This is a genomic window from Streptomyces sp. NPDC005820 (genome assembly GCF_040630255.1).
Taxonomy (GTDB): Bacteria; Actinomycetota; Actinomycetes; order Streptomycetales; family Streptomycetaceae; genus Streptomyces.
Genome location: NZ_JBEXXE010000037.1, coordinates 78,249 through 98,284, shown reverse-complemented (window position 1 = coordinate 98,284; position 20,036 = coordinate 78,249). Strand labels below are relative to the sequence as shown.

The 20,036-nt window shown below is 70.3% G+C and carries 23 protein-coding genes, 1 tRNA gene and 1 pseudogene; 15 read left to right on the top strand and 10 right to left on the bottom strand.

Features of this window, described 5'->3' with window-relative positions:
* Positions 1-22: 22 nt before the first annotated feature.
* Both ABZ464_RS36810 and ABZ464_RS36805 read right to left on the bottom strand, forming a co-directional pair.
* Positions 23-1,273: a PTS transporter subunit EIIC gene (locus ABZ464_RS36810; protein ID WP_359284765.1), complete on the bottom strand. Its 1,251-nt coding sequence runs from the start codon at positions 1,271-1,273 to the stop codon at positions 23-25.
* A 93-nt stretch (positions 1,274-1,366) separates the two neighbouring features.
* Positions 1,367-1,546, bottom strand: a complete 180-nt coding sequence (locus ABZ464_RS36805) for a hypothetical protein (RefSeq protein WP_359284819.1) — start codon at positions 1,544-1,546, stop codon at positions 1,367-1,369.
* Between the two features lie 140 nt (positions 1,547-1,686).
* Between ABZ464_RS36805 and ABZ464_RS36800 the strand changes: the two genes are divergently transcribed.
* From ABZ464_RS36800 to rdgB, 4 genes are all read left to right on the top strand, one after another.
* Positions 1,687-1,920, top strand: a complete 234-nt coding sequence (locus ABZ464_RS36800) for a PTS glucose/sucrose transporter subunit IIB (protein WP_133915021.1) — start codon at positions 1,687-1,689, stop codon at positions 1,918-1,920.
* 108 nt (positions 1,921-2,028) lie between these two features.
* The gene (gene rph, locus ABZ464_RS36795; protein WP_359284761.1) at positions 2,029-2,766 is read left to right on the top strand and encodes a ribonuclease PH; all 738 of its coding nucleotides are present in this window, start codon (positions 2,029-2,031) and stop codon (positions 2,764-2,766) included.
* A 103-nt stretch (positions 2,767-2,869) separates the two neighbouring features.
* Positions 2,870-3,283, top strand: a complete 414-nt coding sequence (locus ABZ464_RS36790; RefSeq protein ID WP_359284816.1) for a hypothetical protein — start codon at positions 2,870-2,872, stop codon at positions 3,281-3,283.
* Positions 3,284-3,329: 46 nt separating this feature from the next.
* A complete protein-coding gene (rdgB, locus tag ABZ464_RS36785; protein ID WP_359284759.1) occupies positions 3,330-3,932 on the top strand; it encodes an RdgB/HAM1 family non-canonical purine NTP pyrophosphatase in 603 nt (200 codons plus the stop codon).
* A 55-nt stretch (positions 3,933-3,987) separates the two neighbouring features.
* Here rdgB and ABZ464_RS36780 read toward each other — a convergent pair.
* From ABZ464_RS36780 to bcp, 4 genes are all read right to left on the bottom strand, one after another.
* A tRNA-Leu gene (locus tag ABZ464_RS36780) sits at positions 3,988-4,062 on the bottom strand.
* Between the two features lie 15 nt (positions 4,063-4,077).
* A complete protein-coding gene (locus ABZ464_RS36775) occupies positions 4,078-4,584 on the bottom strand; it encodes an HNH endonuclease (RefSeq protein WP_359284757.1) in 507 nt (168 codons plus the stop codon).
* Complete coding sequence (locus ABZ464_RS36770) at positions 4,581-5,234, bottom strand: HNH endonuclease (RefSeq protein WP_359284754.1); 654 nt, start codon at positions 5,232-5,234, stop codon at positions 4,581-4,583. Before ABZ464_RS36770 ends, ABZ464_RS36775 begins: the two co-directional genes overlap by 4 nt.
* 143 nt (positions 5,235-5,377) lie before the next feature.
* Positions 5,378-5,845 (bottom strand): thioredoxin-dependent thiol peroxidase, encoded by a 468-nt coding sequence (gene bcp, locus ABZ464_RS36765; RefSeq protein ID WP_359284751.1) that lies wholly within the window; start codon positions 5,843-5,845, stop codon positions 5,378-5,380.
* A gap of 107 nt (positions 5,846-5,952) precedes the next feature.
* Between bcp and ABZ464_RS36760 the strand changes: the two genes are divergently transcribed.
* From ABZ464_RS36760 to ABZ464_RS36750, 3 genes are all read left to right on the top strand, one after another.
* Positions 5,953-6,282 (top strand): DUF3618 domain-containing protein, encoded by a 330-nt coding sequence (locus ABZ464_RS36760; RefSeq protein ID WP_359284748.1) that lies wholly within the window; start codon positions 5,953-5,955, stop codon positions 6,280-6,282.
* A 50-nt stretch (positions 6,283-6,332) separates the two neighbouring features.
* Entirely contained in the window at positions 6,333-6,692 is a 360-nt protein-coding gene (locus ABZ464_RS36755; RefSeq protein WP_359284745.1) for a co-chaperone GroES, read from the top strand.
* 177 nt (positions 6,693-6,869) lie between these two features.
* A complete protein-coding gene (locus ABZ464_RS36750) occupies positions 6,870-7,190 on the top strand; it encodes an SMR family transporter (RefSeq protein WP_359284742.1) in 321 nt (106 codons plus the stop codon).
* Between the two features lie 12 nt (positions 7,191-7,202).
* Here the strand turns inward: ABZ464_RS36750 and ABZ464_RS36745 are convergent, their stop codons facing one another.
* A complete protein-coding gene (locus tag ABZ464_RS36745) occupies positions 7,203-9,608 on the bottom strand; it encodes a transglycosylase domain-containing protein (RefSeq protein ID WP_359284741.1) in 2,406 nt (801 codons plus the stop codon).
* A gap of 213 nt (positions 9,609-9,821) precedes the next feature.
* Here ABZ464_RS36745 and ABZ464_RS36740 point away from each other — a divergent pair, with 213 nt between their 5' ends.
* The 4 genes and pseudogenes from ABZ464_RS36740 to ABZ464_RS36725 form a co-directional block, all read left to right on the top strand.
* Positions 9,822-10,622: an ABC-2 family transporter protein gene (locus ABZ464_RS36740; RefSeq protein WP_359284738.1), complete on the top strand. Its 801-nt coding sequence runs from the start codon at positions 9,822-9,824 to the stop codon at positions 10,620-10,622.
* Positions 10,623-10,701: 79 nt separating this feature from the next.
* Positions 10,702-11,478, top strand: a complete 777-nt coding sequence (locus ABZ464_RS36735; protein ID WP_359284814.1) for an ABC transporter permease — start codon at positions 10,702-10,704, stop codon at positions 11,476-11,478.
* A 13-nt stretch (positions 11,479-11,491) separates the two neighbouring features.
* Positions 11,492-12,493 (top strand): ATP-binding cassette domain-containing protein, encoded by a 1,002-nt coding sequence (locus ABZ464_RS36730; RefSeq protein ID WP_359284811.1) that lies wholly within the window; start codon positions 11,492-11,494, stop codon positions 12,491-12,493.
* Between the two features lie 9 nt (positions 12,494-12,502).
* Positions 12,503-13,150: pseudogene (locus ABZ464_RS36725) on the top strand (DUF1707 domain-containing protein); the annotation flags it as partial.
* A gap of 77 nt (positions 13,151-13,227) precedes the next feature.
* Here the strand turns inward: ABZ464_RS36725 and ABZ464_RS36720 are convergent.
* Positions 13,228-14,517 (bottom strand): SGNH/GDSL hydrolase family protein, encoded by a 1,290-nt coding sequence (locus tag ABZ464_RS36720; protein WP_359284735.1) that lies wholly within the window; start codon positions 14,515-14,517, stop codon positions 13,228-13,230.
* Positions 14,518-14,693: 176 nt separating this feature from the next.
* Between ABZ464_RS36720 and ABZ464_RS36715 the strand changes: the two genes are divergently transcribed.
* A complete protein-coding gene (locus ABZ464_RS36715; protein WP_359284733.1) occupies positions 14,694-16,004 on the top strand; it encodes a DUF445 domain-containing protein in 1,311 nt (436 codons plus the stop codon).
* Positions 16,005-16,019: 15 nt separating this feature from the next.
* On the opposite strand, the gene ABZ464_RS36710 is transcribed toward ABZ464_RS36715, so the two are convergent.
* Complete coding sequence (locus ABZ464_RS36710; protein ID WP_359284731.1) at positions 16,020-17,513, bottom strand: alginate lyase family protein; 1,494 nt, start codon at positions 17,511-17,513, stop codon at positions 16,020-16,022.
* A gap of 67 nt (positions 17,514-17,580) precedes the next feature.
* A complete protein-coding gene (locus ABZ464_RS36705; protein WP_359284728.1) occupies positions 17,581-18,030 on the bottom strand; it encodes a hypothetical protein in 450 nt (149 codons plus the stop codon).
* A gap of 186 nt (positions 18,031-18,216) precedes the next feature.
* Here ABZ464_RS36705 and ABZ464_RS36700 point away from each other — a divergent pair, with 186 nt between their 5' ends.
* The 3 genes from ABZ464_RS36700 (at position 18,217) to ABZ464_RS36690 (ending at position 19,962) form a co-directional block, all read left to right on the top strand.
* Positions 18,217-19,176 carry a helix-turn-helix domain-containing protein gene (locus ABZ464_RS36700; RefSeq protein ID WP_359284726.1) on the top strand — a complete coding sequence of 320 codons (960 nt, stop codon included), beginning with the start codon at positions 18,217-18,219 and terminating at the stop codon, positions 19,174-19,176.
* Between the two features lie 64 nt (positions 19,177-19,240).
* Positions 19,241-19,738 carry a DUF2975 domain-containing protein gene (locus tag ABZ464_RS36695; protein ID WP_359284723.1) on the top strand — a complete coding sequence of 166 codons (498 nt, stop codon included), beginning with the start codon at positions 19,241-19,243 and terminating at the stop codon, positions 19,736-19,738.
* Positions 19,738-19,962: a helix-turn-helix transcriptional regulator gene (locus ABZ464_RS36690; RefSeq protein ID WP_359284721.1), complete on the top strand. Its 225-nt coding sequence runs from the start codon at positions 19,738-19,740 to the stop codon at positions 19,960-19,962. Before ABZ464_RS36695 ends, ABZ464_RS36690 begins: the two co-directional genes overlap by 1 nt.
* Positions 19,963-20,036: the final 74 nt, after the last annotated feature.

Genomic DNA, 20,036 nt, shown 5'->3' with positions numbered 1-20,036 from the left:
GCCTTCCTCGTGCGGGTCGGGGCTATGCCTTCGTGAGGTCCTCGAGCTCCTCCTCGGGCTCCCGGCCCGGGGTGGGGAGGTTGAACTTCGTGATCGCGAAGCGGAACACGAAGTAGTAGATCGCGCCGAAGACCAGTCCGATCGGGATGATCAGCCACGGCTTGGTGGCCAGATTCCAGTTCAGGGCGTAGTCGATGAAGCCCGCCGAGAACGTGAAGCCGGTGTGCACCCCGAGCGCCCAGGTGACCGCCATGGACAGGGCGGTGAGCACCGCGTGGATGGCGTAGAGCAGCGGGGCGATGAACATGAACGAGAACTCGATCGGCTCGGTCACACCGGTCACGAACGAGGTCAGCGCGACCGAGATCATCATGCCCAGCACGGCCTTGCGGCGCTCCGGACGGGCGGTGTGGGCGATGGCGAGCGCGGCGGCCGGGAGACCGAACATCATGATCGGGAAGAAGCCCGACATGAACTGACCGGCGGTCGGGTCCCCGGCGAAGAAGCGGGTGAGGTCGCCGTGGACGATGTCGCCGGACGCCTCCTTGAAGTCACCGAGCTGGAACCAGGCGACCGAGTTCACGAACTGGTGCATGCCGACCGGGATCAGCGCGCGGTTGATCAGACCGAACAGCGCGGCGCCGAAGGCCCCGAGACCGGTGACCCACTCGCCGACGTCCGAGATGCCCTCGCCGATCGGCTTCCAGACCAGGCCGAAGAAGACACCCATGAGCGTGCCGACGAACGCCATGATGATCGGCACCAGCCGGCGGCCGTTGAAGAAGCCGAGCCAGTCGACCAGCTTCTTGCGGTGGTACCGCTGCCACAGCACCGCCGAGAGCAGGCCCATCAGGATGCCGCCGAGGACACCGGGGTTGTTGTAGGTGGCGGCTATGTCGGCGCCGGCCTGGACCTTGGCCTCGGTGACCGGGAACGCCTTCAGCACATTGCTGTAGACCAGGAAGCCCACCAGCGCGGCGAGGGCGGTCGATCCGTCCGCCTTCTTGGCGAAACCGATCGCGACACCGATGCAGAACAGCATCGGCAGGTTGTCGAAGATGGCGCCGCCGGCCGTGCCGAACACCGCCGTGACCTTGTCGGGCAGGTGGAGCTTGTCTTGCACGTCCGTCTGGCCGAGGCGGAGCAGGATGCCCGCCGCCGGCAGTACGGCGATGGGGAGCTGAAGGCTGCGGCCGACCTTCTGCAGGCCCTGGAGCAGGCCGGATCCCCGCTTCTTCGCGGGGGCCGCCGATGGCGCGGTGGCGGTGGTCATGGTTCCTCCATCTGGGTGATGGTCTACACCACTCAGTGGTGTAGACCATGTTGTAGCAGATGAAGAACGCATAAGGAACCCACTGCGCGGGCGCTATGCCTTTGTGACGTCTTCGTGCTCTTCCTCACGCTCCCGACCGGGCGTTTTCAGGTCGAACCGGGCGATCGCGAACCGGAAGACCACGTAGTAGACCACGGCGAAGCCCAGCCCGTCGTCCCCGAACACATCAGGCTGCCCCAGCCGGTTGAGGATCCCCGCCGCCGGCGGCCTCATTGTCGGAACTCATGGGTTGGCGACCACCTGTCATGTGGTGTAGACCAGTTACCGACGATTGGGTTGCTGTGACGTCATCCTTCGGTACGCACGACGCAATCGCTCGCGAAGCTGGGCCAACTGTGCGTGAGGAGACCGACATGGCCACCAAGGCAGAGAAGATCGTCGCCGGACTCGGCGGCATCGACAACATCGAGGAGATCGAGGGCTGCATCACCCGTCTCCGCACCGAGGTCTCCGACGCCTCACTGGTCGACGACGCCGCCCTCAAGGCCGCCGGCGCCCACGGCGTCGTCAAGATGGGCACCGCCATCCAGGTCGTCATCGGCACCGACGCCGACCCGATCGCCGCGGAGATCGAAGACATGATGTGACCCGCCCGCGGCACCGCGGCGGACGTCACCTGTAGCGGACATCACCTGTAAGGGGCTTCTCCCACCACGGGAGGAGCCCCTTCCCCGTCTACGACTAGGCTCGGCGCCATGTCACGCATCGACGGCCGCACCCCCGAACAGCTCCGCCCCGTCACCATCGAACGCGGCTGGAGCAAGCACGCAGAGGGCTCCGTCCTCATCTCCTTCGGCGACACCAAGGTCTTCTGCACCGCCTCCGTCACCGAAGGCGTCCCCCGCTGGCGCAAGGGCAGCGGCGAAGGCTGGGTCACCGCCGAGTACTCCATGCTCCCCCGCGCCACCAACACCCGCGGCGACCGCGAGTCCGTCCGCGGCAAGATCGGCGGCCGCACCCACGAGATCTCCCGCCTCATCGGCCGCTCCCTGCGCGCCGTCATCGACTACAAGGCGCTCGGCGAGAACACCATCGTCCTCGACTGCGACGTCCTCCAGGCCGACGGCGGCACGCGTACGGCGGCCATCACCGGCGCGTACGTCGCCCTCGCGGACGCGGTCGCGTGGGCCCAGGGCCGGAAACTGATCCGGGCCGGCCGCCAGCCCCTCACCGGCACCGTCTCCGCCGTCTCCGTCGGCATCGTCGGCGGCGTCCCCCTCCTCGACCTCCGCTACGAGGAAGACGTCAAGGCCGAGACCGACATGAACGTCGTCTGCACCGGCGACGGCCGCTTCGTCGAGGTCCAGGGCACCGCCGAGGCCGAACCCTTCGCCCGCGAGGAACTCAACTCCCTGCTGGACCTCGCCGTCTCCGGCTGCAAGGAATTGACCGCCCTCCAGCGCGCGGCACTTGATACCGTCCTCGAAAAGTAAAGGGCGGACCAAGAGATCAGGGTGCGCGGTGGCAACCCCACCGCGCGCCACGGCGTCTTGGGCAATACGCACCGCACCAACGGGGAGGAACCCAGCCATGGCCATGTCCGCGAGCCGCCGACACCGGGGCCGAGCCCGCCGTACCGCCATCGCCGCGGCCACGGCGGCCGTCGCTCTCACCCTGGGCTTCACGGTGACCGGCTGCGACGCCGTCAACAAGGCCCTGGACTGCGTCCAGACCGCCGACGCCATCGCCGACAGCGTCACCGACCTCCAGCAGGCCGTGGAGAGCGCGTCGAACGACCCGACACAGCTCGACGAGTCCCTCACGTCCATCGAGAACGACCTCGACCAGATCGGCGACAAGACGGACAACACCGACGTCAACAAGGCGGTCGACGACCTGAACAAGGCCGTCACCAACGTCCGTACGGCGGTGGACAACGGCGACACCACCCCTGACCTCAGCCCGGTCACGGACGCGGCGGGCGAACTGACGAAGGTCTGCACGCCGTAACGAACCGGTGGCGGGGCTCGGTGGCGGGGCTCGGGATACTGGGAGCATGACCCGCCTGATCCTCGCCACCCGCAACGCCGGAAAGATCACCGAACTCAGGTCGATCCTCGCCGACGCAGGTCTCCCGCACGACCTCGTCGGCGCGGACGCCTACCCGGAGATCCCCGACGTCAAGGAAACCGGAGTGACGTTCGCCGAGAACGCCCTCCTCAAGGCCCACGCCCTCGCCCGGGCCACCGGCCTCCCGGCCGTCGCCGACGACTCCGGCCTCTGCGTGGACGTCCTGAACGGCGCCCCCGGCATCTTCTCCGCCCGCTGGTCCGGCACCCACGGCGACGACAAGGCCAACCTGGACCTCCTCCTCGCACAGCTCTCCGACATCGCGGACCCCCACCGCGGCGCCCACTTCGCCTGCGCCGCCGCCCTGGCCCTCCCCGACGGCACGGAACGCGTGGTCGAGGGCCGCCTCCGCGGCATCCTGCGCCACACCCCCACCGGCACGAACGGCTTCGGCTACGACCCGATCCTCCAGCCGGAGGGCGAGACCCGCACCTGCGCGGAACTGACGGCGCAGGAGAAGAACGCGATCAGCCACCGGGGGAAGGCGTTCCGGGGGTTGGTGCCGGTGGTACGGGAGCTGCTGGGCTGACTTAAGGATCAAGCCCCGCACCTTTGAATCGAAGGTGCGGGGCCCGCCTTATGCGTGGGCCCGGTGGGACTCGAACCCACGACATACCGGATCTAAACCGGCATCCTCTTGCCAGCTGGGATACGGGCCCGCAGCGTTGCCTACTCTACTGGTCGCTGCGGGCGCTTCGCTGTCGGCTGCCTCCTCTGCACCAGGTGTTGGTGACCGCGTGGCAGTTAGGGCACAACAACCGCAGGTTCTCCCGCCGGTCGTCACTCCAGTCCCCGTTGATGTGATCGACCTCCAGGGTCATGGGCTTGCCGAGCCACTCGGGGCCGACGCCGCAGTCGGCGCACTCCTCCGGCGCGCCCACTTCCAGGAGCGCTCTACGCAGCAGATGGGTTCTCGTCCGCCTCGTGCCGTCATGCTGGACCAGGATGTCCGCGGCGCGCCTGAACGGCACGGTGCCGGGGCCGCCCCTTTGATGTGCTTGCCCGAGGAAGTGTGCCGTCGTCAGATCCTCCTCGGCGATCCACTCGCGCAGTAGCGCACGCTGCGTGCCGTTTTCCGGACGCCCCAGCCTGCGCAGTACCCCGGCGATGGAGACCGACTCGGTGACAGCCTCGCCCAATTCTTGCGACGTGGGCCGGGGCAGCCTGCACCACTTGCTCACAGGGCACCGCCTTGGTTGCGCCCCTTGCCGCGACTCCGGTAACTGTCAGTTGTCGAATGACAGTTGGGGCACAGGAAGCGCAGGTTCTCGATGCGGCTGTTCCGCCAGTTGCCGTCGATGTGATCGACCTCCAGCGGCAGTGGCCGGTCTTGCCAGACTGCCTCCGTTCCGCACAGGGCGCATTGTTCTGCAACCCCCGTGGTCGTCATCGCCCATTTCAGCCTGTCACTGGGGATGCGTCGGGCGGCACCGGCAGGCTGCTCGACAAGCAGGCCTTCGGGTGTCCGGGGACGCCATGGCTTGCCTCGCCGGGTGGGCACATGGAAATGCGAGGTGTCGATCTCGTACGCCTTGATCCGGCGGCTGATGTGCGTGTGGTGCCCGCCGACGACCTCCAGTCCGAGACGCCGCAAGACCTCGCACATGTTCGTCGAGGCGGCCACGGCGGACTCAAGGATCGCCCGCGTCCACTTCACCCCCTCCCGCTCGAAGTGTGATGTATCGACGCCCAGCTTCCTCATCCGTTCCCGGACATATCTCCGCGTCGCACTCCCCGGCTCCACCCCCAGCCTCCCGCAAGCCTCCGACAACGTCCGCGCCCCCCGAGCCGCCTCCTCCAGCCGCTCCCTGCTGTACGCGCTCGTGCCCATCCGGAACCCCCTCCGTCTCCGGCCACCCGTTCGTGGCCCGTACGGAGTAACGAACCGTTTATCGGACAGTCACGCCTGAAACGTGAAGCGGCCCGCGTCGGGGTCCTCCGACGCGGGCCGCCAGGCAGCGGGAACGGGAAGCCTCAGATCCCCAGGTCCTTGATGATCTTGGCCACGTGGCCCGTCGCGCGGACGTTGTAGAAGGCGTGCTCGACCTTGCCCTCCTCGTCGACCACGATCGTGGAGCGGATCACGCCCATGTACGTCTTGCCGTAGTTCTTCTTCTCGCCGAACGCCCCGTACGCGTCGAGCGCCGTCTTCTCGGGGTCGGCCAGGAGGGTGACCTTCAGGGACTCCTTCTCGCGGAACTTGCCCAGCTTCTCGGGGCTGTCCGGGGAGATGCCGACGACGTCGTAGCCGGCGCCGGCCAGGAGGTCGAGGTTGTCCGTGAAGTCGCAGGCCTGCTTGGTGCAACCGGGGGTCAGGGCCGCCGGGTAGAAGTACACGATGACCTTGCGGCCCTTGTGGTCCGACAGGGACACCTCGTTGCCGTCGGCGTCGGGGAGGGTGAAGGCGGGGGCCACGTCCCCGGGCTGGAGTCGCTCGCTCATCGGTCCAGCGTAACCGGGGGTCCTGACAGTGCGGTCGCGGGCAGAGCTGACAGACTGTCCAGAACAGGTATCGGCAACAACGTATCGGCGACTTCGGAGGCCTCACCGTGGCGGACACGTCGGACACCAGAACCCCGGCGCAGATCGAGGCGGACATCAAGGCCCGCCGTGCGAAGCTGGCCGAGACGCTGGACGAGCTCGGGGTGCGGGTGCACCCGAAGACCATCGTCGGAGACGCCAAGGCCAGGGTCGTCGCCAACGTGGACCACACCCTCGGCAAGGCCTACGTCCAGGTCAACCGGGTCGTGACGGACGTCAGGGCGCAGTTCGTGGACGAGGACGGCGCACCCCGTCTGGAGCGGGTCGTGCCGGTCGCGCTCGTCGTGGTGGGCGTGGTCGGGCTGCTCGCCCTGAGCGGCCGGCGCCGCAAGAGGTGAGGAGCCACCCGGTAGCCCTCCCGTACGGCGAAGGCAGGTAGGTTCGAGGCGTGAGCGGTAAAAGAAGCGACCACAGCGGTCCCCAGCACGACAAGCTTCCCATCCGGATGCTCCACGACCGGGTCCTCGTACGGCAGGACACCAGCGAGGGCGAGCGGCGTTCCGGCGGCGGGATCCTGATCCCCGCGACGGCGGCCGTGGGCAGGCGTCTGGCGTGGGCGGAGGTCGTCGCGGTGGGGCAGAACGTACGGACCGTGGAGCCGGGCGACCGGGTCCTGTACGACCCGGAGGACCGGGCCGAGGTGGAGGTGCGCGGCGTGGCCTATGTGCTGATGCGCGAGCGCGACCTGCACGCGGTGGCCGCGGACCGGTTCGAGGGCTCGGAGGACACGACCGGCCTGTACCTCTGACCGGCTACCTCTGAATCAGTGGCCGAAAGGGGCTGGTGACCATCGTCACCAGCCCCTTTTGCCGTTCCTTTGCTAGTTTTGAAAGTGCCCGACGAGACGCGCCGTACCGGGATGTACGTGAGTACGCAAAGACGACGCACCTGTGAAGACAGAACGCTCGCGTCTCGGAGGTGCCCCATGGCCTGGGTCCTGCTCGTCGTCGCCGGTCTGCTCGAGGTCGGCTGGTCGATCGGTATGAAGTACACCGACGGTTTCACCCGGCTCGTGCCCAGTGTGCTCACCGGCGCCGGGATCGCCGCCAGCATGCTGCTGCTGTCGTACGCCGCCCGTTCCCTGCCCATCGGTACCGCCTACGGCGTCTGGGTGGGGATCGGTGCGGCCGGTGCGGCGGTGCTCGGGATGGCGGTGCTGGGGGAGCCCGTCACCGCCGCCCGGATCTTCTTCGTGGCCCTGCTGCTGGTCGCCGTGATCGGCCTCAAGGCGACCGGCGGCCACTAGGTCAGCTGTCTCCTAGTCGATCTCTCTGCGGGTCGTGAGCTGCGTCCCCGTCCCCGTCGTCGTGCCCTGGGAGCTGCCGGGGGTGCCGGTGTCGCCGGTGCCGGTGGTGGTGCCCGCGTCGCCCGTGCCCGTGGTGGTGCCCGCGTCTCCGGTGCCGGTCGTGGTGCCCGCGTCGCCGGTGCCGCCGTCGGCGGTGCCGGTGGTGGTGCCGGCGTCGGTGGTGCCGCCGGAGCTGTCCGTGCCGGAGGTGGCGGAGCCGCCGTCCGTCGTACCGCCGTCGGTCTGCCCCTGGGTCTGGCCCTGCGTCTGGCCCTGGTCGCCCTGGCCGCCGGTGTCGGCCTCGTCGCCGCCGGGGGAGGCGGCCGGGGAGGACGGGGTGACGGGGAGGCCGGTGTCCGCGGAGCCGGCCTGGACGTCGAGGTCGAAGTCGTGGGCCGTGGTGCCCTTCAGGGCCTCCTTGGTGAACTGCGCCCAGATCTCGGTGGGCGCGCCGCCGCCGTTGATGCGGGCGAGGCCCATCGCGCCCTTGAGGGACTTGTGGGCGGCGGTCTCGGGGTCCTGGCCCATCACGGCGACGACGGTGGCGAGGTCGGGGGTGTACCCGGCGAACCAGGCGGCCTGGTCCTCCTCCGCGGTGCCGGTCTTGCCGGCGGCGGGGCGGCCGGCGGCGAGGGCGGCGGTGGCGGTGCCCTGGTTGACGACGCTCCGCAGGACGGAGGTGGTGGTGTCGGCGGCCTCGCGGCTGACGGCCTGGGTGGTCTTGCGCCGGGGCAGCTCGACCGTCTTGCCGTCCTTGGTGAGCTTCTCGATGATCGTGTACGTGCCGTGCTTGCCGTGGTTGGCGAGCGTGGCGTACGCCTCGGCCATGTCGAGGACGCTCGCGGTGGCGGTGCCCAGCGCGATGGACGGGTACGGCTGGAGGTCGGGGGTGTCGGTGGGCAGGCCCAGGTCGATCGCGGTCTGCTTGACCTTGGCGGGGCCGACGTCGACGGCCATCTGCGCGTACACGGAGTTCACCGACTTGTCGGTGGCCTGGCGCACGGTGATGTTGCCGTAGTTGACGTAGTCCTCGTTCTCGGGGGCGTAGCTGCCGCCGTTCCAGCCCTGCACGGGGCGCCTGTTGGTGCCGTCGTAGACCGTGTTCGGGGTGATGGTGCGGCCGTCCTGGGTGGTGGAGTCGTTCTCGACGGCGGAGGTGAACACGAACGGCTTGAAGGTGGAGCCGACCTGGAAGTCCTGGCGGGTGGCGTTGTTGGTGTACTGCTTGACGTAGTCGATGCCGCCGTACATCGCGAGGATCTTGCCGGTCTTGGGGTCGACGGCGGCGCCGCCCGCGCGGACGTAGGTGTCGACCTTGCGGTTCTTCTTGTCGAGCTTGTCCATCAGCTTGTCGTTGACGGCGTCGACGAAGGCGTTCTGCTTCTTCTTCTGGATGGTGGTGGTGATCCGGTAGCCGCCGGCGTCGAGCTGGTCCGAGGTGACGATCTTGTTGTCGAGCAGATAGTCCTTGATGGCGTTGACGAGGTAGCCGCGCTGTCCGGACATGCCGGTGGCGGCGCCCGAGGTCTCCTTCGGCGTGGGGAACTTCATGCCCTCGCGCTTGGACTCGTCGAGCCAGCCCTTGGTGACCATGCCGTCGAGGACGTAGTTCCAGCGGGCCTCGGCGGCCTTCTTGTTCTCGGGGTGGGCGATCACGTCGTACTCGCTGGGCGCGTTGACCAGCGCGGCGAGGTAGGCGCCCTGTTCGGCGGTCAGTCCGGCGGCGTCGATGCCGTAGTAGGCCTTGGCGGCGGCCTCGATGCCGTACGCGTTGCGGCCGAAGTAGCTGGTGTTGAGGTAGCCCTCGAGGATCTCGTCCTTGGACTTCTCGCGGTCCAGCTTGATCGCGATGAAGAACTCCTTCACCTTGCGGGTGACGGTCTGCTCCTGCGCGAGGTAGTAGTTCTTGACGTACTGCTGGGTGATCGTGGAACCGGACTGCTTGCCCTTGCCCGTGGCGGTGTTCCAGCCGGCCCGCAGCATGGCCTTGGGGTCGATCGCGGACTCGGTGTAGAAGTCGCGGTCCTCGGCGGCGAGGATCGCGTGCTGGGCGTCCTTCGAGATCTGGGAGAGGTCGACGTTCTCCCGGTTGATCTCGCCGTCGCGGGCGATCTCGGTGCCGTCCGCGTACAGGTAGACGTTGGACTGCTTGGTGGCGAGCGCGTTGGCCGGGGGGATCTTGACCGTGGAGTAGCCGAGGTAGAACAGGCCGACCAGGAGGAGCACGCCCAGGACGAAGGTGGCGAGCACCATCCGCCAGGTGGGGATCAGCCGCCGCCAACCGGTGCGCTTGGGGCGCTTGGGCATCTTGGCCTCCCCCGGTTCCTCACTCGGTGCCCAGCCCTCGGTCGGCTGCTGCGGCTGCGGCTCGTCGCTCATGTGCTGCTCGGACTCCTGTTTCGCGTCGTACGTTCCCGTACGCCTCATACGCCATTTGCGCCCCCTGTTAGAGACTCTCGCACCAAGCGTTCCGTTCCCGGCAATCGGCACGAGTTGTGCCGGAAAACGCGTGGCACGTCGCTGTGCCTGCGGGCTAGGCTCCTGCGCTTCGGTGTCGTAGAGGTGGACGAACGGGCGAGGAGGAAGGTTGCCGTGGGTTCGGCGCGGTTGTACGCGGCCGTCGCAGCGGGGGGTTTCAGAAGGTACGCGACCTATCGGGCGGCCACTGCCGCGGGGGTGTTCACCAACACGGTTTTCGGCCTGATCCTCGTCTACACATACCTGGCGTTGTGGGACGAGCGGCCGCACCTCGGGGGCTATGACCAGGCCCAGGCGGTGACGTTCGTGTGGCTGGGGCAGGCGTTGTACGCGACGCTGGCGATCCAGGGCGGCGGCTTCGAGATCGATCTCATGGAGCGCATCCGTACGGGTGACATCGCGATCGACCTCTACCGTCCGGCGGATCTGCAGGCGTGGTCGCTGGCGAACGACCTGGGGCGGGCGGTGTTCCAGTTGCTGGGGCGCGGTGTGATCCCTTTCATGTTCGGGGTGTTGTGCTTCCCCACCGCGCTTCCGGGTGATCCGGGGACCTGGCTGGCCTTTCTGGTCACGCTGGTGCTCGCGATGATCGTCAGTTTCGGGATCCGCTTCCTGGTGGCGCTGAGCGGCTTCTGGCTGATGGACGGCACCGGCGCGTTGCAGGTGCTGATGGTCACGGGGATCTTCTGTTCGGGGATGACGCTGCCGCTGAACGCGTTCCCGGGGGCGCTCGGCGAGGCGGTGCGGGTGCTGCCGTGGGCGGCGCAGCTGCAGATGCCCGCCGATGTGCTGATGGGGGAGGCGGATCCGCTGCCGGTGTTCGCCTTCCAGGCGGCGTGGGCGGTGGCGCTGCTGGCGGCGGGCCGGCTGATGCAGTCGGCGGCGACGCGGCGGGTGGTGGTGCAGGGTGGCTGAGGATCTTCGGTTCGCCGCGCGCGACCCGATCCCGCCCGTCGGGCGCGGCCGGGTCCTGGAGGGGCTGCGGACCTATCGGATGATCGCCGGGATGTGGATCCGTTCCACGATGGCCTACCGCGTGTCGTTCGTGATGACGGCGCTCGGCGGGGCGGTGGTGACCGGGCTGGACTTTGTCGCGATCTTGCTGATGTTCTCCCGGGTGGACAGCATCGGCGGTTATGAACTGCCCGAGGTCGCCCTGTTGTACGGGCTGTCGGCGACGTCCTTCGGGATCGCGGACCTGGTGATGGGGTCGGCGGGCCGGCTGGGCACGCGCGTGCGTGACGGCACGCTGGACACACTGCTGGTGCGGCCGGCGCCGGTGCTGGCGCAGGTCGCCGCGGACCGGTTCGCGCTGCGCCGGCTGGGCCGGATCACCCAGGGGGCCGTCGTGCTCGGGTACGCCCTGCTCGCCCTCGACGTCCACTGGACGGCGGCGAAGGCGGTGCTGCTGCCGCTGACGGTGGTGTGCGGCGGGGTGATCTTCTCCGCGGTGTTCGTGGCGGGAGCGTCCTTCCAGTTCGTCGCGCAGGACGCCTCGGAGGTGCAGAGCGCGTTCACGTACGGCGGTCAGACCCTGCTGCAGTATCCGCCGACGGTGTTCGGCAAGGAGCTGGTGCGCGGGGTGACGTTCATGTTCCCGCTGGCCTTCGTCAACTGGGTGCCCGCCGCCTATGTGCTGGACCGTCCGTATCCGCTGGGGCTGCCGCAGTGGGCGGCGTTCGCCCCACCGCTGGTGGCGGTGGTCTGCTGGGTCCTGGCCGGGCTGGCGTGGCGGGCGGGGCTCAGGTCGTATCGGAGTACGGGGAGTTGATCCGGAGGTGACGGTGGAACGAGAGCCGACGGTGGACGCTTTCATCGAACTGGACCGCGTCGAGAAGGTCTTCGACGTGCGCAAGAAGACCGGCTTCCTGAAGCGGGAGGTGCGGCGGGTGCGGGCGGTCGACGCGATCTCGTTCACCGTGGCGCGCGGCGAGATGGTCGGCTACATCGGGCCGAACGGCGCGGGGAAGTCGACGACGATCAAGATGCTGACCGGCATCCTGGTGCCGAGCGGCGGCCGGCTGCGGGTGGCGGGCATCGATCCGTCCCGGGAGCGGACCCGGCTCGCACACCGCATCGGGGTGGTGTTCGGCCAGCGGACGACGCTCTGGTGGGACCTCCCGCTCATCGACTCCTACCGGCTGATGCACCGCATGTACCGCATCCCGGACGCCCGTTACCGCGACAACCTCGACCGCCTCGTCGAACTCCTCGACCTGGAAGCCCTGTTGGACGTCCCGGTACGCCAGCTCTCGCTCGGTCAGCGGATGCGCGGCGACATCGCGGCGGCCCTGCTGCACGACCCCGAGGTGCTCTACCTGGACGAGCCGACGATCGGCCTCGACGTCGTCTCCAAGGCGCGGGTGCGGGAGTTCCTGCGCGAGCTGAACGCCGAGCGCGGCACGACGGTTCTGCTCACCACCCATGACCTCCAGGACATCGAGCAGCTGTGCTCCCGGGTCATGGTCATCGACCACGGGCGCCTGGTCTACGACGGTGCGCTCGCCGGGCTGCACGAGGCGGGGGAGAGCGAGCGGACCCTGGTGGTGGACCTGGAGCGGGAGGTGCCGCCGATCGAGGTGGTCGGCGCGCGGGTGGTGAAGGTGGAGGGGCCCCGGCAGTGGCTGGCGTTCCCGGCGTCGGCGTCGGCGGCGCCGCTGGTCGCCAGGATCGCGGCGGAGTACCCGCTGCTGGACCTGTCGGTGCGCGAGCCCGACATCGAGGCCGTCATCGCGCGCATGTACGTCGAACGGGAGACCGTAGTGCCGGGCGCGCAGAGCTCGTAGGCTGCTGTCATGACCGACGACGCCGCAGTCCCGGACCTGAGAGCATCCGACGCCGACCGTGAACGGGTCGCCGAGGTCCTGCGGGACGCCCTGGCCGAGGGGCGGCTCGACATGGCGGAGTTCGAGGAGCGGCTGGAACAGACGTACCGGGCGCGGACGTACGGCGAGTTGACGCCGATCACCCGCGATCTGCCGGCCGCCGGGGTCGCGCCCGCCGTCTCCCTGCGCAAGGAACCGGTGCCGGAGGGCAGTTGGGCCGGGCGGATCGCGGGCGGCGAGGGTTCGTCGACCTGGGCCGTGGCGCTGCTGTCGGGGTTCCAGCGCAAGGGGCGCTGGATCGTGCCCCGCCGGTTCACCGCGGTGGCGTTCTGGGGCGGCGGGGAGATCGATCTGCGCGAGGCGGACTTCGCGGCCGGCGAGGTCGAGATCAACTGCGTCGCGATCATGGGCGGCATCCAGATCGTGGTGCCGCCCGGGGTGGAGGTCGTGGTCCGGGGCATCGGGATCATGGGCGGCTTCGACCAGCGGGAGACGGGGGTGCCGGGGGAGCCGGGCGCGCCCCGGGTGATCGTGAGCGGCTTCGCGTTCTGGGGCGGCGTGGGCGTGGAACGCAAACTGAGCCGAGCGGCCCGCAAACAGGCAAAGCTGGAGCGCCGGGCAGCACGGAAGGAGCTCTGAGCGCAGGGCGCAGCGGCACCCTTCGGCGGGCGGCGCCTGGCCCCACCCCCGAGCGCCTACGCCGCCGAGCCCCGAAGGTCCCCCAGGTCCAGCGTCTGCGCCATCACGCGGTAGCCCAGGTCGCTCGGATGGAGATGGTCCCCCGAGTCGTACTCCGGCCGCAGACTGCGCGGGTCGTACGGATCCCGCAGCGCCTTGTCGAAGTCGACGACCGTGTCGTACACCCCGCCCGCACGGATCACCTCGTTGATCCGCTGCCGTACGTCCTCACGGGCCCGTGTGTAGCCGCGGTGCCCGTGGAACGGGGTGAGGGTGCTGCCGACGACCTCGATGCCGTGGGCGTGGGCGCGCTCGGTGAGGGTGCGCAGACCGGCCACGATCGCGTCGGGGTCGGCGCGCCCCGGGTCGCGGAGGATGTCGTTTACGCCGAGGTCGATGACGACGACCTTGACGTTCGGACGGCCGAGGACGTCCCGTGCGAAGCGGTTGAGGCCGGCGGCGCCCCGGCGGGGGTCGTCGGCGAGGACCCGGTTGCCGCTGATGCCCTCGTTGACGACGCCGTGGTGGGGCGCGTCGGCGCCGGAGCGGGCGGCGGCGCGCAGTCGGTCGGCGAGGACGTCCGGCCAGCGGCGGTCGGCGCCGGCGGTGGCGGTGACCCCGTCGGTGATGGAGTCGCCGAGGGCGACGACGGTGCCGTCGGCCTCGGTGCCGAGGACGTCGAGCGCGGTGAGGTAGCGCCAGCGGTCGGTGGTGCCGGTGTAGGCGGCGCCGGTCTCGTCCCCGGTGTGCTCGCCGTCGGCGACATAGCTGGTCTGCCGGGCGTGCGGATGGTAGGTGACCGGGCCGGCGGAGGTGGGGGCGTAGGTGCTGACGACGACGTCGGCGTCGGACGGGACGGCGACGGGGACGGGGTCGCTGACGGTCTGGCCGCCGGGCGGGACGGTGACCGTGCCGGAGCCGCCGAAGGTGAGCCGGCGCAGGGTGCCGGGGGCCACGGCCGGGCCGTCCGCGCCCGCCGCGACCGCGAGGGTGGCGTGGGTGACGGTCAGCGGGCGGGTGCCGTACAGGTTGGACAGGGTGACGCGGGCGCTCGTGCCGCCGACGCTGGTGTGCACGATGTTGCGGACCGTGCGCCCCGCCATGCCGTCGGCCGCGGTGCCCGGTTCGCCGCCGACGGGGGAGGCGCCCCAGGTGCCGACCCACACCCCGGCCGAGGCGGGGGTGACGGACCCGGCCCCGCCGCGGCGTGCCGCGGCGTCGGCCGCCCCGGCGTAGATGCCGGCGGACAGGGCCACGACGAGTGCGACGACCGCGCACAGCAACGCGTAGCCCTTTTGCCTGGTCATACGGTGTGGTTCTCCTCGGTGCGGGAGCCGTGGGGCCCCGGCGGACAGCGCAGGAGTTCACCGTCGAGCTCCCCCGTACGAATGACGTCGGGAACTCTTGTTCCGTTCCGGGAGTCGGTCAAGCAGGGACAATATTTGCGTGCGGGACACGGGGGATCGGGGAACGGGTGGAGTTGATGGATCGTACGGATGCGGTACCGACCGGGAAGTCCCCGGCGCGCGCGATGACCGTCTTCAGCGCCGCCGACGAGGAGAAGCAGCGCGGCGTACGGCGGATGAAACTGACCGCCGCCGGGCTGCTGCTGTTCGTCGCCGTGGTCTACGGGCTCGCGGAGTGGGCGTCCCACCGGGGCGCCGGCCCCTGGGCGGGGTATGTGGCGGCGGCGGCCGAGGCCGGCATGGTGGGTGCGCTGGCCGACTGGTTCGCGGTCACCGCCCTCTTCCGCCATCCCCTGGGCCTGCCCATCCCGCACACGGCGATCATCCCGAACAAGAAGGACCAGCTGGGTGTCTCGCTGGGTGAGTTCGTCGGGGAGAACTTCCTCTCCGAGGACGTCGTACGGCAGCGGCTGCGGGTCGTCGGCATCGGCACCCGGCTCGGTTCCTGGCTGGCTGAGCCGGAGCACGCGGACCGGGTCACGGCCGAGCTGGCGACGGCCCTGCGGGGCGCCCTGACCGTGCTGCGCGACACGGACGTCCAGGCGGTGGTCGGCGAGGCGATCACCCGGCGCGCGGACGCCCAGGAGATCGCGCCCGGCATGGGCAAGATGCTCGAGAAGATCGTCGCGGACGGCGGGCACCGGCGGGCGGTGGACCTGGTGGTCGCGCGGGCCTACGACTGGCTGACGCTGCACGGCGACTCGGTGATGGACGCGGTGGAGGGCGGCGCCCCCGGCTGGACGCCCCGCTTCGTCGACAAGCGGATCGGCGAGCGCGTCTACAAGGAGCTGCTGCGTTTCTGCGCCGAGATCCGCGACATGCCCTCCCACCCGGCCCGGGGCGCCCTGGACACCTTCCTCACCGACTTCGCCTCCGACCTGCAGTCCGACACGGACACCCGGGCGCGGGTGGAGCGGCTCAAGGGCGAGGTGCTGGGCAGGGGCGAGGTCCAGGACCTGATCGCGTCCGCCTGGACCGCCGTACGCTCCATGATCGTCGCGGCGGCGGAGGACGAGCGCAGCGAACTGCGGCTGCGGGTGCGGGCCTCGCTGCTCACGCTGGGCGCGCGGATGGCGACCGAGCCGAAGGTGCAGGCGAAGGTCGACGGCTGGGTCGAGGGCGTGGCGGTGCACGTCGTGACGACGTACCGGAAGGAGATCACCTCCCTGATCACCGACACGGTGGCGGGCTGGGACCCGGAGCACACGACCCGCAAGATCGAGGCCAACATCGGCCGCGACCTGCAGTTCATCCGTATCAACGGCACGGTGGTGGGCTCCCTGGCGGGCCTGCTGATCTACACGGTGGCCCGGGCGCTGGGGGCGTAGGCCCGGGCAGGGGGACTACTCGGTTCCGCGCCGCACCCGATCCCGACGGCGCAGCAGAAGCAAACCTCCCGCGAGCGCCGTGAGACCCGTGGCCGCGGTCCAGGCGACGACATCGCCGGACCCCGTGGCGGCGAGGTCACCGCTTTTGCCCTGCGCGCTCTTCCCACTGGAGCCGGAGGCGGAAGCAGAGGGAGACGTCGAGGCGGACGCGGGCGCAGACGCAGAGGCAGACGCTGTGGGGCTGCTCGAAGCCCCGCCGGATGCCCCGCCGGAAGCGCCGCTCGCCCTGTCCCGGGTGAACGCCAGCGTCCCGAACCCCAGCTGGTCGTACCCCCCGCTGGCGTCCCCGTAGTCCCCGCCCCCGCCCTCGGGCGCCGCCTTGGCCGCGATCTGCGTGAGGTAGGGCGCCGACAGCCCCCGCCGCTTGGTGTAGTGGTTGGCGATCATCGCCCAGACGGGCCGGGTCATCGCCGGGTCCACCCCGGCCGCGGCGGACGCGGTCTCGCTCCCGGACCACCCGTTCACCGCGCCCTTGCGACGCGTGTTGGCGGTGTACGTCGCCTTCCCGCCCATGGCCCACTTGGCCACGTACTGCGCGCCCTTGAAGAAGCGGTTGTCGTCGTAGCCGTACAGATCGATGCCCTGGTTCCACGCCATCTCGCACACGGTCCCCATCAGCCCCACCCCGAGCAGCGTGTGCCCCTGGTCGCGGCCGGCCTCCAGCCATTCGGCGAGGCCGTCCTCGTGGACGACGGGGATGGCGTTCCTCACGGAGCCCAGCCCGGTGCCGTGCTTGAAGTACTCCACGGCCTGCTCGACCTTCGCGCTGTCGTCGCAGAAGATCCCGGTCGCGAGGACGCAGGCCATGGCGGTGAGGTCCCAGTTGGGCCAGTAGTTGGTGAGGACCGCGCCGTTGTGCTGGACCAGGAAGCTCTCGCTGAGCGGCGAGAACACGGTCGTCAGCATCTTCTGGAAGCGTTCGAGTTCGAAGTCCGGCCGGTCCCGGACGAGTTCGGCGGCGTTGGCGGCCTGGTAGCCGTACAGCCCGGCGGCCAGGAACCGGTCGGCGGAGCCCGCGAGCGAGGTGAGCGTCCCGGACCAGGCGTTGAGGATGGCGACGGCGGTGTCGGCGTGGGCGGTGTCGCCGCCGACGTGGTAGCGCAGACCGTTCTGGTAGGCGGCGGCCAGGTCCTTGTAGAGCAGCGCGTAGTTCTGGGGCGAGCCCGCTCCCCGGTACACGGTCTGCTGCGGACGCGGCGTCCAGCTGCTGTGCGAACGCCCGTTGGCGGTCAGCTTGGCGTATCCGGCGGTGTAGGGCGCGGCGCCGGCCTTCACCTTGGCGGCCATCCGGTCCAGGTCGGCGCGGGTGTGCAGCAGCCCGGGGTGGGCGTAGCCCGCGGCGCTCGCCGTGGGGGCGGCGGTGACACCGAGGGCGCCGGCCCCGGCCGCCGCCCCGGCGGCCTTCAGCATGCTGCGGCGGCTGATCTGCAGAGGTCGAGTCAGGTGCATGCCCGAGGAGACGGACTGCGCCCCACGGGATAACGAAAACTGCCCCCGCGGTCGGTCGCCGACGTCTCTACGCCCCGGTGGTCGACCCCGGCCGTACGATCATCAGAACCGTCACCGTCGCCCACAGCAGGTTGAAGATCCCGGTGAACATGGCGAGCCGCACGGTGGTCTCCCGGCCGCCCCGGCCCTCGACGAGGACCTCCTGCCGGGGCAGCACGAGGACGAGCAGCACCCCGGCGGCCAGCACGGTCAGCACGGTCGACGCGATCAGCCAGCTGTCGCCCATCACCCCCATCGCGCCCGCCGTGGCGAACCCGAACACGGGGACGGCGATGCCGACGGCGGCGTACACCTGGCAGATGCGATGCAGCAGCCGTACGGTCGCGCCCGCGCGTTCGTCGTCGGGTGCCGCGAGGAAGCGGCGGGCGGCGGGCGGGAACATGCTGGCGGCGACGGTGACGGGACCGACGGCGCATATCGCGGCGAGGACGTGGACGGCGAGCAGGAACTTGGTCACGCCCCGACGCTAGGCGGCGCGGGTGATCCCGGAGAAGTGGCGGGACTGCCAGGGAGCGACGGATTCTCGCCACCCGGCGATCGCGTGCGACCGGGGCTGCCGAGGCGATGGCCGGGCCGCCGAGGCCATGGCCGGGCCGCCGAGGCGATGGGCGGCGGGAACCCGTCGTATCCCTACACTCTCGCCATGCACACCGTGGCCGTACTCGCACTGGACGGGGTCATCCCCTTCGACCTGTCCGCCCCGATCGACACCTTCGGCTGGGCCCGGCTGCCCGACGGCCGCGAGGCCTACCGGGTGCGGGTCTGCTCGCCCGAGCCGGGCGGGGAGGTGCGGGCGGGGGCGTTCACCGTGCGCGCGCCGTACGGCCTGGAGGCGCTGGCGGAGGCGGACACGATCGTGCTGCCGGGGGTCGCGCAGCCCCCGGAGACGCTGCCGCCGGGCGTGGCGGAGGCGCTGCGCGAGGCGGCGGCGCACGGCACGCGCATCGCGTCGATCTGCGTGGGCGCGTTCCTCCTCGCCGCGACCGGTCTGCTGGACGGTCTGCGCGCGACGACGCACTGGATCGCCGCGCCGGACCTGGCGGCCAGGTATCCGAAGGTCACCGTCGACCCGAACGTCCTGTACGTCGACAACGGCCGGGTCCTCACCTCGGCGGGCGCGGCGGCGGCCCTGGACATGTGTCTGCACATGATCCGCAAGGACTACGGCTCGGCGGTCGCCGCGCACACGGCCCGCCTGTCCGTCATGCCGCTCGAACGGGAGGGCGGCCAGGCCCAGTTCATCGTCCACGACCTGCCGCCGGCGCCCGCCGGGGCCGCTCTGGAGCCGCTGCTGTCCTGGCTGGAGAACCACTGCGAACGGGACTTGACGCTGGATCAGATCGCGGAGCGGGCCGGCATGAGCAGCCGCACCCTCAACCGCCGTTTCCGCGAGCAGACCGGGACGACCCCGCTCCAGTGGCTGCACCGGGCGCGGGTGCGGCGCGCGCAGCACCTGCTGGAGACCACGGCCCACCCGGTCGAACGCATCGCCGCCCAGGCGGGCTTCGGCTCCCCGACGGCGTTCCGGGAGCGCTTCCGCCGGGTGGTGGGGACGAGTCCGCAGGGGTACCGGAGGGCGTTCCGGACAGGGGCGGACGCGTAATCAGCCTATTGAGTTCCGATAGAAACCTATTGATTTTCGATAGGGGTCGATCGACAATCGATGCATGCATCGACTCTTCGTCGCCGCGCTGCGCGCCGGCATCATCGCCGCCTTCCTGGGCGGACTCTTCGGTCAGATCGTCGTCATCCCCGGCACCGCGGCCGACGAGGCGGACCGGTTCCCGCCGTACGAGCCCTTCGCCCTGCCCTACGCCACCGTGGCGATCCTCGGGATCGTGTGCGTCCAGGTCGTGCTCGTCGCGATGTGGATGCTGCTCGGCATGATCGAACGCGACGCGATCTTCACGGCACGGGCCTTCCGCTGGGTCGACGTCATCATCGGCGCCGCCGTCACGGCCACCCTGCTGGCGCTCGGCACCACCGGCCACCTGGCCTTCGCCGACATCCCGACCCCCGACGGCAACATGCAGATCATCAGCGCGCTCGGGGCGGCGGGGCTGGCGGTCGGGGTCGGGGCGGCGTTCGCGATGCTCGTCGTCGTGATGCGCGGGCTGCTGCGCAAGGCGACGGACCTCCAGACCGAGATCGCCGAGGTCGTCTGATGGCGATCGTCGTCGACCTCGACCTGCTGCTCGCCCGGCGCGGTCTGTCGGTGGGCGAGTTCGCCGAGGCCGTCGGCATCACCCCCGCCAACGTGGCCGTCCTGAAGAACGGCCGCGCCAAGGCGGTCCGCTTCACCACCCTCGACGCGATCTGCCGCACCCTCGACTGCCAGCCCGGCGACGTGTTGCGCTGGGTGCCGGACGAGGGCACGGAGGGGGCCTGAGGGCCTCCCGGGGAACCCCTGAGGGCCTCCCGGGGAACCCCTGAGGTGAGGGGGATCGGGGCTCGGCCCAGCCG